Genomic DNA, 15,410 nt, shown 5'->3' on the forward strand with positions numbered 1-15,410 from the left:
GTATCTGGCCGTGGTTCCTACCTATTTCGCCCCCTAAAACTGTCCGAAGTATTGAAAGTAAATGGTAGTTACCTATTGCTAAAATGCCTTAAGTATTTCCTGGACATGTGGTTGTGCCACATGCGAAGTGCGTCAATAAGGCTACAGATGAAATGGATATATTGCCCCATTATAAGGGCGTTCTGGTCCATGATCATTGGAAACCTTATTACCGTTATACAATGTGCTTGCATACTCTGTGTAATGCACGTCATCAGCCCGAACTAATTCGTGCTTTTGAGTAGGATGGCCAGGAGTGGGCCAGACAAATGGCGACACTGCTACAGCAGATCAGCGCGGCTGTTAAGCAGACTGACGGCTGTTTGACTGAAGATGAATGCAAAAAATGGTGTAGAAAATACAGATATCTGATTAAAAAACTGGACTGGAATACCCACCACCGAAAGCGGAGGTATCACAACAAATAACGTAGCAGAATATCTCGAAGTAAATCTCGCAACCTCTTGGGGCGATTATAAAATACAACGGGATGTTTTACACTTTATGGAGAATCAGGATACACCCTATACCAACAATCAGGGTGAAAGGGATCTTCGTATGGCCAAGGTGCAGCAAAAAATATCGGACTGTTTTTACTCAACAAAAGGGGGGTAAGATTTTTTGCCGTATCCGTAGTAATCTATCTACTGGTAAAAAGCATGATATTGGTGTTGAGGAGGTTCTGGAAAGTATGTTTTCAGGGGTGTGGCCTGATTTTATTCATAAGAAAATGGTGGTACTTAGGATTTCAGCTAAATAATTACTAATTCGTAGCACCTATAGATTGGATGCATAAAAATTAACTTTGATTTCAGACCTGTATGCCTTTTACTTTGGGTTAAGTGCGAAAAAAAGGCGCAGGAAGAACAGGTTTGTTTCTAGTGTCAACAGTACAAAGCATCAGGCACCGTGGGTTATCTTTCAATATGTAGTGGAGAAATCGCGTTGAAGGATCCATTGATCCTGTTCCGAATCCATGGGTGCCGCCGCTCATAGTTTTAGCCGATCTTCTTCCTTTTTCAAAATGAAATGCTCAATTTTGATAGCGATTGACATGGCGATACTAGAGCGGATTATAGTGTGCCGATCAACAGAAGAGGGTATGAATGCTGTCGAAGGGCTGTACTTATATAGAAGTTGTTTGTCTTAATCGTTGTATGACGTGAATAGGGGTGGCGCTTTAAGATTCTCTTTTCTTGTTTTTTTATATAAGATGTTTCCGTCTGTTGTTTATAGATCCTGCCATGCCCAAGGAGCGCATAGGCCCTTAATACAGAATTGGTTAGGCTATATATTGGCCTACAGTTATGCTTTATGCGGTGAAGTGATTATATTAATAACAATACTAGGAAAGATTTTTTGTTTACCTTTCAAGCCAATAAGGATTACTCATGTCTATTGAGCGATTAAGAACTCCAGAAGAGCGCTTTTCTTTACTACCCGGTTTTCCCTTCCCGCCCAACTATATTGATAGTCTGGAAGGCTACGACAAAATGCGCATGGCTTATATTGATGAGGGTGAGCCAGATGCAGAGACGACTTTTCTTTGCCTGCACGGGGAGCCGACCTGGAGCTATTTATACCGTAAGATGATCCCTGTATTTACTGAAGCGGGGCATCGGGTAGTCGCCCCGGACTTATTTGGCTTCGGCCGCTCGGATAAGCCTGTGAGTGACGATGTCTATACCTTTGACTTCCACCGCAACAGCCTGATGCACCTGATTGAGCACCTTGACTTAAAAAATATTACGCTGGTTTGTCAGGACTGGGGTGGCCTTTTAGGGCTTACTCTGCCTATGGATATGACTGGCAGATTTACGCGGCTATTGGTAATGAATACTGCTATTGCAGCAGGCGATGGTGCCTCTGAAGGTTTCTACCATTGGCGAGACTTCTCGGTTGGCGTACCGGAAATCCCGGTAGGAGGTCTGATTGCCAACGACGCGCGATCTGAGGTCAACCTCTTTGATATAGTGGCTTATGATGCACCCTATCCCGATAATCGGTACAAGGCTGGAGTCCGCCGCTTCCCTTCTATCGTACCGGTGGAGCCGGGCATGGAAGGCGTAGAGCTGGGGCTACGGGCCCGGAAGTTCTGGTCTAAGAGCTGGGATGGCGACAGCTTTATGGCAATAGGAATGAGAGATGCTGTACTCGGTGAAAATGTAATGGAAATGCTGAGGAGTACTATCAAAAACTGTCCTGAGCCACTCAAGGTAAAAGAGGCCGGTCATTTTGTACAGGAATATGGCAAGGAAATTGCTGAAAAGGCGCTGACCCACTTTAAGCTTGCCTCCCCCGCTACTGTAAGTTAATGCATTAAGTGACCACCACCGGGCTCTTTCAGGGCTCGGTTTCTTGTCTAGATAACCAATTTCATCTGAGGTACATGGGGCTTGCCAAGATAGTGATACCTAGCATATAAGCCCCTCAATCAAGCACCCAGACTTCAAGAAATATTGCTGTGGACCGCCATGATGATAGAGCGCCTTAATGATACCTACTGTTAATAAGGAGGAATTGTGCTCTTGCCCAGTATTGGATTCTGATGATTGGTTACACTCATTTGTTGATGTAGTGGTTTCTTGCAGGGGGAAGTTGCGACAATGGCGTATCAGAGTTCAATCCCAGTGAGGCAGTATTGGGGTCTATTTGTTCTGTTCTTGTCAATTTTTCTGATTGCCAGTGATTTTACCGCATTTTCTCCAGCTCTTCCTGCCATCGCAAAGGACTTCTCAGTTCGAATATCCACAGTCCACTGGGTAGTAAACGCGTATGCCCTGAGTTATGGCGTACTCATTGTTACCAGCGGGCGCTTGGCAGATATCTATGGACGTAGTGGGGTCTTTCTGACGGGTATCATTATCTTTGCCATTGCTTCCCTGTTGGGAGGTTTCTCTTCCGAGGTTTGGGTATTATTTGTGTCGAGGGCGCTTATGGGGCTCGGTGGCGCTTTGGCTTGGTCTGCGATGTTGGGGATGGCATATAACATATTGCCACAAGACCGGGCAGGTTTGGTGGGGGGGTTGGTTCTGGCTGCATTGGGTCTGGCAACAGCATGCGGGCCAGTTATTGGTGGTTTACTCGTTGACTTATACAGTTGGCGCTGGATTCTGTTTATTAATGTACCCATTGCAATCTCTGTGTTGATTTTCTATTGGACTAAATACCCCACTGAAAAAATTCGAAAAAAGAAAGAGCAGATTGATTATCTGGGTGTATTGTCACTTTCGCTGTCCCTTTTCCTACTTTTACTGGCTATGGATTTAGGTTTCTCAGCAGGATTCTCCGTTTGGATAGTGGCCACTTTATTGATAGTTTCTACTTGTATGGCAGTCATCTTTATTACGATTGAAGTGAAGATGTCTGAAGATGCTTTGATCCCGATGTCTCTTGTTAAGAACCGTCGATTTATAACATCTGGACTTAGTGTGTTTTTTGTTGCTATTGCATTTTTTGCAATCCTTGTTTACATCCCATTAATTTTTATTGATGTGTATGGTTATAGTGCGTTGCACGCTGGAATTGCCTTGCTACCTGCGATGATTTCTTCTGGTGTTTTTGCGTTTGTGTCCGGGGCTCTTTACGGAAGGCTTGGCCCTAAAGTACTCCTCTGTGTCGGTGCCTTGGCCATGAGCTTGGGGTTGTTTATGCTCTCAGTTTACGTGGGGCAGGTAGATTATCTGGTATTTGTGCCAGGTATGCTATTGGTTGGAGTGGGCCTCGGTATTTTTAGTCCTGCGGCCGTTACGGCCGCAATTACTGCGGCAGATTCAAGCAATTCAAGCCTCTCTGGTGCTGTTATTTATATGTTTCGGTTCCTGGGGGGGGCCTTGGGGTTGGGGATCAACTCGGCCATATTGGCATCAGCGCCCGATATCGGAGGTGGCGTTGGTCGTGCATTGTTTGTTGATGGTTATATTGTTCTGGTTGGATTTTTCATTTCTTTAATCTACTTTCGTGATGAAAAGTAATTGACAAAACATTAACACGTTAAACTGGTATTGAAGCTATTCCTCTGTAAATTCTGCTGATGAATTTTAGGGTGGTATTAAAGTTTATCTCATTTCCGTCAGATTTTTTTACTCAGCTGAAACAGGTTGAGAAATGGGTTCTGTAGGGTGGTTGTTGCTTGCAACGGTAGGATGAATTTTTGGGTGTTATGTTGGAGATCAGATTGATTTGTCTAATTTAGGGTGATAGATGAAAGACTCCTGGGGGATTATAAAGAACAAACTTTCCATGCTGGGGTGCGCAGACCAGCTGAGGTTGCCCCCGGGCTGTTCAACGTCAGAAATAGTAGCTGTGAGGAACATCTCTGTATCTGTCTCCCAGTGGAATTGAAAGAGTTTCTCTCCGTTCATAATGGTCAATGCTATCGTGCACCGAGCCTTTTCTTTGAATCACAGTTTCTGTCGATATCTGAAATAAAGCAACGCTGGGATAGTTGGCGAGAACTGGATGAAGAGACGATGAACGAGGACTATGCAGGCTATATGAAGTCTAGCCCGGAAGGGTATATGAAACCGGTATATATCAATAAAAGGTGGTTTTGATTGGGCCGGCAATCATATTGGAATTGATTTTGATCCGGATGTGAAAGGGGTTTCGGGGCAGGTCATTGCTTTTGATCGGGATGAAGACACCAAGCGCCATATCGCTGAGAAATTTTTCAGATTTTTTATTGAGACTTATTAATGCTCTGGATTCTGCTGAATGGACGGGTGAGAGATTCCGCAGTGAATTTATCACGTTGAGTGGTTTTGATACTCCTAAGTATTCAATGTTGAGTTAACCGGGGTAGGATCTGGATCGATGGATCCAGATCCTGGGTAGGGCTATTGTAGGATAGTGCCCACATTACTGGTGCCCAACTGGAAAGCATTCGCTGTATTTCCTGTGCTTCCCTGAGTCGTGTCATGCATATTTGTCGTACCCATTTGCATGGTCATAGCGTCATTTACGGTTGAGGTTTGAGTGATTGAGGCCATATTCGTACTTCCAGTTTGGTCCATCAACGCCGTCAGTTGATCGCCATCCTGGCTGAGTTCCGCCAAGTTGCTCACCCCTTCCTGATCAATTTCTCCATCGTTAGTTGAGCCCGATTGAAAGGTTGTCACTACATTCAGACTGCCGTTTTGGCTGACATCAATACTGCTGTTTAAGCTGATTTCCTGTGACAAGTTGGCATTGTTTTGGTCACCATCTTGTAGCAGCTCAGCCGTATCACTTGACGCAGTAAACTGGACAACTTGAGATATATTATTCGTGCCCAATTGGGTGGAGCTCAGGGTATTCCCCGTTCCTAGCCCCTGCCCAAATGATGCCGTGTTTGAGGTGCCATCCTGAAAGATTATGGCTGTACTGGCTGTTTCTGAAGATTGCGCGCCACCGGAGGTATTAGAAGTCCCCAGTTGGGTGATGGACACGGCGCTGCTGGAGGATGAGGATTGGGCAATCGAGCCGGTATTTAAGTCACCATTTTGATTAATGACGGCACTATCGATATTGGAGTTGAGTTGTACGGTGGTATATTGATTGTTTGAGCCCGTTTGAGTGGTAACTGATGTACTAGTTGTGGCGCCCATCTGAAGCGCATTGAAAAGGTTAGATTGCCCGTTTTGAATAACGGTAACATTTGAGGTGGTACTGCTATCCTGATCAATTGAACTGACCGTGTTGTTGTCGCCGATCTGGGTGCTGTTAATAGTGTTGTTTTGACTGTTGTTTACTTGAGCGGTGGTCGATGAGTTGTTGTCACCGAATTGTGTAAAGACTGCCAGATTTCCAGTGGCAGTTGGGTCATTCTGGTTAGAGGTGGCGGTATTACCCACCCCGTTTTGATTCACTATTGTCGTGTTGGTGTTTGCGCTAGCGTGTCCACTAATAGCAATCGCAACGGCTGTCGCGATAGAGGCGTAAAATTTCATATCTATTTCCATACAAATCAACAAATTGAATTAGATCAAGTTTATTACTTTCTGCTGGTTGATTTGGGACTCTGCTGAATCGCTGGTTAGGCAAAGGTGGCTCTCAAATCCCTGGGCAATTACTTGAATAATTATCCACCCAAAGTCACAGCTTGGCGCCCAAGAAACCATCAATGAAATAATCTTGGGCAATCGAATCGGATGACCCTCCGAGTTTTATTCACGGGCCGGAACTTTTCCCTGGGAATAAACTATCAATGTGCTGAGAAGAAAGTCTTAGGAGAGTGATATGGAAGGGTGTGGCGACAGTATGTTGTTTTTATATCGAGGTAAATATACTTTATATCAAGCGGTATTTTTCCTTGCTGAAGCTATTTTCACGTATCGGTAGCATAGAAAGGAGGTGGGGCCGGCATATAGGGATATTATAGCTGACACACCAAATATCCAGGCTTCATTGAGTGTGGCAGCGAGGATGCTAAGGACGATGCTCGGCAGCATGCTACCAAGTATCATATTGGCTCGCCTATATATTTTCCATTTTATCAGAAAATACTCAACAAGTTTGCCATAAGTGAGGGTCGCTATCAGACAGGCCAGTGTCGTCACCAAATAAAACATTAGCATGGGGGCTGCATTGTTGACTATTTGATGGCTGGATGCACCCGGTAGAGAAAATATAGTAATAAATATCGGTAGCAGAGTACTTGCTATGGCGGACGCTTTAAGGGCTGTAATAAAAGATAGGGTTTTTCTTTGGTGTGGGACCTTGTAGTCAAGATTTGCTTTGGGCGCCTTGTAATAATTGGTAGGCATATGTCTCTCGGTGTGAATCCAGCTCTTTACTACTTGAACCGATTTTCTATGTCGATAGGCGGTGGTTAATTGCAGGCAATGGTACTTTTTGACTTCCTCAATGTAAATACAAGTTCTTCATTATTACAGATTCTGGTATTTAGTATATGGGCTCGGTTAGACCGGGGGAATTATTCAGGTTAAATAACGATCTTGTTGAATTTTTTATCTTGCTGCCTTTTAAGGGATTGGAATTTTGTGTTGTATTCATGCGGTACGCTAGTTTGTCGCTATGGCTGTGAATCAGTCGTCTGGCATCGACCGAGCATTTACGGTAAATACTTACCTGGCCATATTTGCTTTTATCGTTTTTAGGGAGTTCGTTGGCAATGAAAAATAGGAGCCAGAGTTTATTGGTTTGGGAGCGTTCACTCCTTACCTTCGGTAATTAGCATTCCCGATGTTTCTATTGTTTTCGTGTCGAGGCTTGTCCCCAGGTTCCAGTAGGGAATGATTCCATTTTCGATAGGAAATATGGGCTTGCACTGAGGTATAGACCTACTGGTGAAGTTTCCCGGTATGCTGGGCAGGTCTCCATATTTTTGCTGATAAGTATTGGCAATTGGCAATAGTCTTTCCGGATCAAAGGCACCATGCTGCTTGTACTCCCGGTTCTCGTTGATTTCATTGAAGAGCGAGTGGATTGCCAGTTTAATGCCGGCAGACTTAGGGGGAGAAAAGTTCCACAGATCCTCCTCAAAATTCTGGGCCAGCTCAGCTAGATTTAGCCATCCCTGTAAGTTGAGACAACAGTAGTGTGCTCTGCATCTGCTTTTTAGTACGTGAGGTTGCTTTCCCAGTGAGTCAAATTGTTCCAGAATTCGAAAGCGCGAGTCCCTCAGGGTCTTGATAACGATTTTTTTCTTATCCAGATATAGGCCGATAGAGGCGACCAGGAAGTCATATAGTGTACCGATGTACCCAGGTTGAGACCGCATTGACTGCCCACTTTGACTGTTCATTAACCAGGTGAGATATCCTTGCAGGTGGTGGTCAAGCGATGCTGTTCCGTTTTGGTTCAGGTATTTGCTCTGCTTTAGATGTCTTAAGGCGTGGAGAAAAAAACTTAAATTGCTAGGATCTGCGGCCTTTAATAGGGAGTTGTGCTGTTCGGCAGATTTGTTCGGGAAGATGTTTTCTAAACTACTGTTGATGTATTGGACAAATTGCGGTCTGTCAGAGTGGAGCTGGGCAAGACTACAAATCAATAAATCCTGCAGCGCTTGGTCGATGGAAAGTGGTTGCCGGCTTTTTCGGGGCTCCGTGATTCTTTGGTAGGCTTCCTGAAGTAATCTTGAATGGGGATCATCAGTAATGCTCTCTATTTTTTCCCGAGGTGGCAAAAAGGACGCTTTGCTTTCACTAAAGGAATAGCTGCGTTCATCGAGCTGATCCAGCATGGCAATGATAGCTTCGGAACGTGTCTCCCCTCGATCCCGACTGGACTGCTGATCCTTTCTTTCTAGGTGTGATTTTCCTGAATAAAGTCTCGCTACCCAGCCTCCCTGGGTAAAATTTCCGGCGTCAGAGGAATAACTGGGGCAGGGGAGATCCCAGGGGAAAATAGCCCAGTTATCCCATTTTCCTGGCACACCAAGACGCCACAGTAACTCTACTTTGGGACGCCTTCCGTAGCAGAAATTACAGTCAAAAACTTCTTTGGCTTTAGAGTGAAATATGATTTGTGGTTCTTCGGTAGGTTCTGGTTTGAAGTCCTCTCTGAGTGCGAATTGATTGTCTAGCAACCTCGCCATGGGGATAACGTGGTAGGGGTAATCGGTGTTTTCTAGCACTTGGTGTTTGATTTCTCTCCATGCTTTTTTCGTAATAAAACAATTGCCATCCCACGGAAGAATCCAGTCTGCCTTTGATTTTCCATCTTGTAAGGCGAAATTTCTTGCACCATTGTTGTTCATCACATAATTGTTTTTGTGGCGGTAGAGGCTTAATTCTGCCTGCATCGCTAAATCGCGCCTCAATCTGAGCCCTTTTAATTTATAGGGAACATAATCTATGGGGAAATCCAGGATATTCCACTGAACCTTCCTGTAATCATCCGGTTTAAAGGGAATTCTGAGGTAGGTTTTCTGGTGGCTGTGTAACAGGTGGATGATTTCCTTTTCTTCGGTCGGGTCGACAATCCTGTTCAGGATGAATATTTTTTGGCAGCCTTCTAGCGGTGGTTCATGTTTTAAAATAAATTCGAGATTTTTCTTTGACTGGCCTGTGCTATGTCGGGGGGTCAGATCATTGCCAATAATTCTGTAAAGAATAAATGTCTGGATTTTAACTACAGTATTTCTGGGTGTGTTGCGGGGAGTATTGGCGAGGTATGCCGGGCGCTCGCTGGGGGAATAGAAACTGGGGAAATGACGGCGTTTGGGGATAATTAACCCCGCTAGCCACCTGGCGTACTTCACTGTTTTCCGCCCAAATTTCCGGGAGAAGAATGTAGTTCGTTCACGCCACTTTCTCCAATAGTTACCGACCTCTCGATCGGGGGCTACATTGTCTTCTCTGGGGGGTATTTGGTTTGGGGCCATTGGCTGTGGGCTAATGTTTTCCTATGGTTCAGTTTCAGGCGCTTACAGTCATTAATTGAACCCCTATTATTATTGGCTAGGCTGTACTCGGGGTTAGCAGTGTATAAAGGGTGTCGCAGCGGGTAGCATTCTTCAGTACTCAGCTGACTGGAATATCGCTGATTTTTTTATCCATTATAGATCGGAGAATTTTAGAGCCTCGCGGTTAATTTCGGTAATGCTTATGGCGCCTATTGTCGATGAGCTGGGCAAATCGTCAGAGATGCCCGCCAGATAGGCAAAAAAAAGCCCCGCTGAATAGCGGGGCTTTTAGTCTGGACCAGTTTGTCAATTAGATATTGACTTCCTGGATCTCAGTTGCGGCGATGCGCTTGCCTTCTTCGGCAGATTTCTGGAAGTCTTCAATCTGGTCGAAGTTCAGGTAGCGGTAGATCTCGCTGGACATGGAATCCAGGTTTTTAGCGAACTCCTGATACTCAGCAGGGGTGGGTAGCTTGCCGAGGATGGCTCCGACAGAAGCCAGCTCTGCACTGGTCAGGTACACGTTGGCACCGTCACCCAAGCGGTTGGGGAAATTACGGGTGGAGGTGGACAGTACGGTAGAGTTCGGAGCTACACGTGCCTGGTTACCCATACACAGGGAACATCCGGGCATTTCGGTGCGGGCACCAGCTGCGCCGTAAATGTTGTAGTAACCCTCTTCCATTAACTGGTGCTCGTCCATCTTGGTGGGCGGGGAGATCCACATACGGGTGGAGATGCCACCTTTGTGTTCCTGCAGCAGTTTACCGGCAGCGCGGAAGTGACCAATGTTGGTCATACAGGAGCCGATAAAGACTTCGTCCACCTTGTCGCCAGCCACGTCAGATAGCAGGCGCGCGTCGTCTGGATCGTTGGGAGCGCAAACAATCGGTTCTTTGATATCGGCCAGATCGATTTCGATTACTTCCAGGTACTCGGCATCGGCGTCTGCCTCCATCAGCTCCGGGTTGGCCAGCCATTCTTCCATGGCGCGCGCGCGACGCTCCAAGGTGCGCTGGGAGCCGTAACCTTCCGCAATCATCCAGCGCAACAGGGTGACGTTGGAGCGCAGGTACTCAGACATAGTGTCTTCGGATAGCTTGATGGTACAGCCGGCCGCAGAGCGTTCGGCAGAGGCGTCGGACAGTTCGAAAGCCTGTTCTACCGTCAGGTCTTGCAGGCCTTCGATTTCGAGGATAAGGCCGGAGAAGATATTTTTCTTACCTTTCTTCTCTACGGTCAGCAGGCCCTGCTTGATGGCGTAAAGAGGAATTGCGTGAACTAGGTCGCGCAGGGTGATGCCGGGCTGCATTTTGCCCTTGAAGCGCACCAATATAGATTCAGGCATATCCAGCGGCATAACACCGGTAGCAGCAGCGAAAGCCACCAGGCCAGAACCTGCAGGGAAGGAGATACCCATGGGGAAGCGGGTGTGAGAGTCACCACCGGTGCCCACGGTATCCGGCAGCAACATGCGGTTCAGCCAGCTGTGGATGATGCCGTCAGCCGGGCGAAGAGAAACACCACCACGATTCATAATGAAGTCGGGCAGGGTGTGTTGGGTGCTGATATCTACGGGCTTGGGGTAAGCCGCGGTGTGACAGAAAGACTGCATAACCAGATCGGCAGAGAAGCCGAGGCAGGCCAGGTCTTTCAGTTCGTCACGGGTCATGGGACCAGTGGTATCCTGGGAGCCCACGGTAGTCATTTTCGGTTCACAGTAGGTGCCCGGACGGATACCTTCAGTGCCACAGGCTTTACCAACCATCTTCTGCGCAAGGGTATAGCCTTTGCCGGTGTCGGTCGGTTGCGCTGGCTTGCGAAACAGTTCCGAAGGCGCCAGCCCCAGGGATTCACGGGCTTTGCCGGTGAGGCCGCGGCCGATGATCAGGTTGATACGACCCCCCGCTTGAACTTCGTCCAGCAAGACATCGGACTTAAGTTCGAATTCGGAGAGAACCTTGCCGTCTTCGGCCAGAATCTTGCCATCGTAGGGGCGGATTTCAATGATATCGCCCATGCCCAAGTCATCAACGGGCGCTTCAAAGACCAGCGCACCGGCATCTTCCATGGTGTTGTAGAAGATGGGGGCAACTTTACCGCCGATACAAATACCGCCGCCTCTTTTATTAGGTACGCCGGGCATTTCTTCACCGAAGTACCACAAAACGGAGTTGGTTGCGGATTTACGCGAGGAACCGGTGCCCACAACGTCGCCAACGAAGGCAACAGGCACGCCTTTGGCTTTAACTTCTTCGATCTGTTTCAGCGGGCCGGTAACGCCTGCTTCTTCGGGCTCCAGGCCGTCGCGCTTCATCTTGTACATGGCTAGCGCGTGCAGGGGGATGTCCGGGCGGGACCAGGCATCGGGGGCCGGGGACAGATCGTCGGTGTTGGTTTCGCCAGTTACCTTGAATACGGCAACCTTGATGCTCTCGGGCACTTTATTGCGCTTGGTGAACCACTCTGCGTCGGCCCAGGATTGGATCACAGCCTTGGCATGTTCGTTTCCGACTTTGGCTTTCTCTTCCACATCGTGGAAGGCGTCAAACATCAGCAGGGTGCCCTTCAGCTGCTCTGCAGCCAGCTCAGCTAGCTCTTTGTCGTCCAGCATTTCAACCAGGGTGGTGATGTTGTAGCCACCCAGCATCTGACCGAGCAGCTCTACGGCGTGTTTGCGGTCGATCAGCGGGGATTTTGCGTCACCTTTAATAATGGCGGACAGGAAGCCGGCCTTTACGTAAGCCGCTTCGTCAACACCCGGTGGTACGCGCTGGGTGAGCAGGTCAACCAGCTCTTGTTCTTCGCCTTTAGGCGGGTTTTTAAGCAGTTCAACCAGGCCGGCGACTTGCTCGGCATCCAATGGCTTTGGTGGAATACCTTGTTCGGCGCGTTCGGCGACGTGTTTGCGGTAGGCTTCAAGCACTGATAAGTCCCTCTTGGTGTGTGGGGTGGCATTAACAGCGGGCAGAATTCCCAGTCTTTGCGGTCTGCTGGGATTTTTTTTTCGGGGCCGCTGAAGGCGGGGGCGAATACTACAGGAAAGCCCTACTGCTGTTAAGTTTATCGAAAAATCAATAATTTAAGTGAATTATGACTATTTGCCCGGTGAATTTGAGTAGTTTGCCAACGAGTGTTTTAGCTCTTTTCTTGGCGGCTTAAACAAAATAGTCTACGCGCAAATTAAGTCCCGCTCCGGCGGCATGAATAGGTTAGTTCGGATATTTAATGTACAAGAAGGTTCGCACGCCCTGTATCGGTGTTTGCTCCACGGGAATCGGTGACGACGTTTGCCGCGGCTGCAAGCGCTTTGCCCATGAGGTGATTGACTGGAACGCTTATAGCGAGGAACAGCGTAGGGTGATTGCCGAGCGACGCGAGAGCTATTTGGTCAATGCGGTGCGCAGCCAGCTGGAAATCGTGGATCGGGCATTGTTATTACGGCAACTGCATCACCAGCAAATCCGTTTCGACGAGACGCAAAACCCTTATTGCTGGATATTTGAGTTGTTAAGGGCCGGGGCAAGCCAGATTGTGAATGTGAAGGCATTTGGTTTGCGCCCCACAGTTCTGGCGCGTGGAGTGCCATTAGTGGAAATACGTCGCCGTATTGACGAAGATTTTTACGCATTGTCCGTGGCTTACTACCAGCGCTATGTCGCCCCAGGGGTGACTAAAAGCTGAGCCCGGCCTGAGGATTTTAAAGTTTTGCCACAGGACCCCTTTAGTGAGAGACAGGCTTCATAGGTTTAACGCTGCTGGCGTAGAAATACCCGCAGAGCCGGTAAAAAGGGCTCTGTAGAAAGTGCCAAATCCCGGCGCTGCCTTCGGCGACTCAAACTTGGCTGATGGTCAACGCGGGTGAATTCCGGCAACTGGCCGGCCTCGTTGGCTTCAACCAGAACCGGCATAGAGGAATAGCCGACCTGGCGATATTCATCTTCCTCATCGGTTCCATGGCCATAAAATATTTCGGCAACCTGAAGGTTGGGGCGGCTCTGTACTTGCACCTGGCGCAAATCTTCATGCTGACTTTTGTGCAATCCCGCGAGCAGCTGCCGCTGGTACTGAATACCTGGGTCGCCTCCCTGCGGGTCTAGTTGTACCAGTTTCTTCTCACACCATTTCACCGTGACCTTGCGAATAGACTTGCGCGCTTTTATCCAGGATAGGGCGATGGCATCGGGACGTTCGGGGCACAGCAAGACCAAGCGGTAGCACTGGCGCAAATGGGCGCGGGGATGACCGGCATCGCCCAAAAGTTCACGTACCGTACGATCCTGCTCTGCTACCGGGCGCTCAGCCAGCGCGGCACGGAATTCTGCAATGGCGCCGGCAAAAGCTTCTTTATGGCTGTTGAGCTGCTCAGCCATTAAGAGGGTTTTAGCTGGAACAGCGAGGAGACCGGGCACTTGTAAGGTGGCGCGAGCATCTCCGCCTGTGCCGACGGGTTCCAGGTAATCGAGTTGCGAATAGAGGGCTCCAGCCATATTGAAGGGCAGGTCAAAACTCTGGCTGAGACTCAGTGCAGCATCCTGAGCAAAAGGAGGCTGAAGCAGGTAGTGCTGCCAGGGCTTTTCCGCATTTTGCAGCAATCCCAGTGATTCTCTTAGTGCTGTGGCAGCGGAGTAGATATTTTCCAGTAGTGGTGGAATAGCGCTTGCCAGCTTGCGGTGGTCACTCATTACAATTCAGCCAAGATACGAGAGTGCAATATTAATTCACTTAATAAGCCGTTATCAAATTTATATATCGGCTTGTTACAGCTCCCTTCTGCTTTGAGGGGTCTGCGGAGTGGGCTGTTTACCAAGCGAGGGGAAGGGGCCGCCGGAGCATTGAAAAGTGGGCGCTTGTGCGGTTGGGCCGTTATACTCCCGCGCCAAGTTATTTGACCCGGTTAAGTTTGTTCATCCTATGAATACTCAAGTCCCCGATCTGTCCGCTATCAATGAATTCCTGCTGTGTCCCACGCCCGATGCCTGGGTGGAGGCGGCGTTAAGAGAGCCGGAAATGATGTTGATTGATCATGCCAACTGTGAAAAAAAAGCGGCGGGCACAGCTTTGAATCTAATGTTTCGTTATCTGAATGATTTCGAGTTGCTGCACAAAATGTCGCGTCTAGCGCGGGAAGAGCTTCGCCATTTTGAGCAGGTGCTGGCCATTATGGAAAGTCGCGGTATCGCCTACCCCCATGTGAGCGCCTCCCGCTATGCCGCTGGCCTGCGCGCCGAAGTGCGCAGTGCAGAGCCGGGGCGGCTGATAGACACATTGATTTGTGGGGCCATTATCGAAGCGCGCTCCTGTGAGCGCTTTGCGCGCATCGCGCCGCAGCTGGATGAAGAACTGCAGAGGTTTTACCTCTCCCTGCTGAAGTCCGAAGCGAGGCACTTCCGCGATTACCTGCACCTTGCTCAGAAAGCGGCTGATGAAGATATTGAGCCCAGGGTTCAGACGTTACTGGAAAAAGAAAAGGAATTAGTGGAGGGTTGTGATGGGCAGTTTCGCTTTCACAGTGGAGTGCCTAAAGATATGCTTAGTAAGACCTGACAAGAGCAAATGGTTGTAAGTAAATCTGCGAATTCTCGAGTGAAGCCTTCTGAGTAAGGTTTTACTCCTAATTCTACGTTGGTCTTTTGGTTTTCGAATATGTCGACCATTCCCATCGAAGAAGTGCAGCTCAGTCGATACCCTCAAATCACCAGTAGGGTATAAAGCATCGTCGTAGTAACCTAATTATCCTGATCACTTATAAATACTTCTTTTAGATCTTTTTTAGAAGTTGTAGTGTGCTGATAAAATCTAGCTGTTGGTTTAAAAATACTTTTCGAGTTATTGCCATATCGGATTATTAATGGATTGCATTAATTTACTATAGGATTTGAGATGCTTCGCCATAAAAAAATTAGTTTATGTGAGAATAAATCAATACTTCGGACAGTTTTAGGGGGCGAAATAGGTAGGAACCAAGGCCAGATACTGAGAAAATAAGGTTCTCACTTCAAATTAAAACAATACCTGCCCA

Annotated in this window: 10 protein-coding genes; 6 read left to right on the top strand and 4 right to left on the bottom strand. The window is 47.9% G+C overall.

The window, feature by feature from the left end:
- Positions 1-519 precede the first annotated feature (519 nt).
- The 4 genes from MO867_RS24070 to MO867_RS24075 all read left to right on the top strand — a co-directional run bounded on the left by MO867_RS24070 (position 520) and on the right by MO867_RS24075 (position 4,595).
- Entirely contained in the window at positions 520-654 is a 135-nt protein-coding gene (locus MO867_RS24070; protein ID WP_373565901.1) for an IS66 family transposase, read from the top strand.
- A 776-nt stretch (positions 655-1,430) separates the two neighbouring features.
- Positions 1,431-2,354, top strand: coding sequence for a haloalkane dehalogenase (locus MO867_RS16980; protein WP_252471325.1), 924 nt, complete (start codon positions 1,431-1,433; stop codon positions 2,352-2,354).
- 291 nt (positions 2,355-2,645) lie between these two features.
- Entirely contained in the window at positions 2,646-4,013 is a 1,368-nt protein-coding gene (locus MO867_RS16985; RefSeq protein WP_252471327.1) for an MFS transporter, read from the top strand.
- A gap of 276 nt (positions 4,014-4,289) precedes the next feature.
- Positions 4,290-4,595: an SMI1/KNR4 family protein gene (locus MO867_RS24075; RefSeq protein WP_373565902.1), complete on the top strand. Its 306-nt coding sequence runs from the start codon at positions 4,290-4,292 to the stop codon at positions 4,593-4,595.
- A gap of 282 nt (positions 4,596-4,877) precedes the next feature.
- On the opposite strand, the gene MO867_RS16990 is transcribed toward MO867_RS24075, so the two are convergent.
- The 3 genes from MO867_RS16990 to acnB all read right to left on the bottom strand — a co-directional run bounded on the left by MO867_RS16990 (position 4,878) and on the right by acnB (position 12,314).
- Complete coding sequence (locus MO867_RS16990) at positions 4,878-5,969, bottom strand: hypothetical protein (protein WP_252471329.1); 1,092 nt, start codon at positions 5,967-5,969, stop codon at positions 4,878-4,880.
- 1,223 nt (positions 5,970-7,192) lie between these two features.
- Positions 7,193-9,244, bottom strand: coding sequence for an alginate lyase family protein (locus MO867_RS23820; RefSeq protein ID WP_252471331.1), 2,052 nt, complete (start codon positions 9,242-9,244; stop codon positions 7,193-7,195).
- 454 nt (positions 9,245-9,698) lie between these two features.
- A complete protein-coding gene (acnB, locus tag MO867_RS17000; protein ID WP_252471333.1) occupies positions 9,699-12,314 on the bottom strand; it encodes a bifunctional aconitate hydratase 2/2-methylisocitrate dehydratase in 2,616 nt (871 codons plus the stop codon).
- A 302-nt stretch (positions 12,315-12,616) separates the two neighbouring features.
- Between acnB and MO867_RS17005 the strand changes: the two genes are divergently transcribed.
- Complete coding sequence (locus MO867_RS17005) at positions 12,617-13,072, top strand: DUF1289 domain-containing protein (RefSeq protein WP_252471335.1); 456 nt, start codon at positions 12,617-12,619, stop codon at positions 13,070-13,072.
- A 65-nt stretch (positions 13,073-13,137) separates the two neighbouring features.
- Here MO867_RS17005 and MO867_RS17010 read toward each other — a convergent pair whose 3' ends face one another.
- Positions 13,138-14,073 carry a hypothetical protein gene (locus tag MO867_RS17010; protein ID WP_252471337.1) on the bottom strand — a complete coding sequence of 312 codons (936 nt, stop codon included), beginning with the start codon at positions 14,071-14,073 and terminating at the stop codon, positions 13,138-13,140.
- Positions 14,074-14,302: 229 nt separating this feature from the next.
- Here MO867_RS17010 and MO867_RS17015 point away from each other — a divergent pair, with 229 nt between their 5' ends.
- Positions 14,303-14,935 (top strand): MiaE family protein, encoded by a 633-nt coding sequence (locus MO867_RS17015; protein WP_252471339.1) that lies wholly within the window; start codon positions 14,303-14,305, stop codon positions 14,933-14,935.
- Positions 14,936-15,410: the final 475 nt, after the last annotated feature.

It is taken from the genome of Microbulbifer okhotskensis (assembly GCF_023895975.1).
In the GTDB taxonomy this organism is placed as follows: domain Bacteria; phylum Pseudomonadota; class Gammaproteobacteria; order Pseudomonadales; family Cellvibrionaceae; genus Microbulbifer; species Microbulbifer okhotskensis.

Coding starts and splice junctions, on each gene's coding strand:
- MO867_RS16980 (WP_252471325.1), top strand. CDS start 1,431: ATGTCTATTGAGCGATTAAGAACTCCAGAAGAGCGCTTTTCTTTACTA.
- MO867_RS16985 (WP_252471327.1), top strand. CDS start 2,646: ATGGCGTATCAGAGTTCAATCCCAGTGAGGCAGTATTGGGGTCTATTT.
- MO867_RS16990 (WP_252471329.1), bottom strand. CDS start 5,969: ATGAAATTTTACGCCTCTATCGCGACAGCCGTTGCGATTGCTATTAGT.
- MO867_RS17005 (WP_252471335.1), top strand. CDS start 12,617: ATGTACAAGAAGGTTCGCACGCCCTGTATCGGTGTTTGCTCCACGGGA.
- MO867_RS17010 (WP_252471337.1), bottom strand. CDS start 14,073: ATGAGTGACCACCGCAAGCTGGCAAGCGCTATTCCACCACTACTGGAA.
- MO867_RS17015 (WP_252471339.1), top strand. CDS start 14,303: ATGAATACTCAAGTCCCCGATCTGTCCGCTATCAATGAATTCCTGCTG.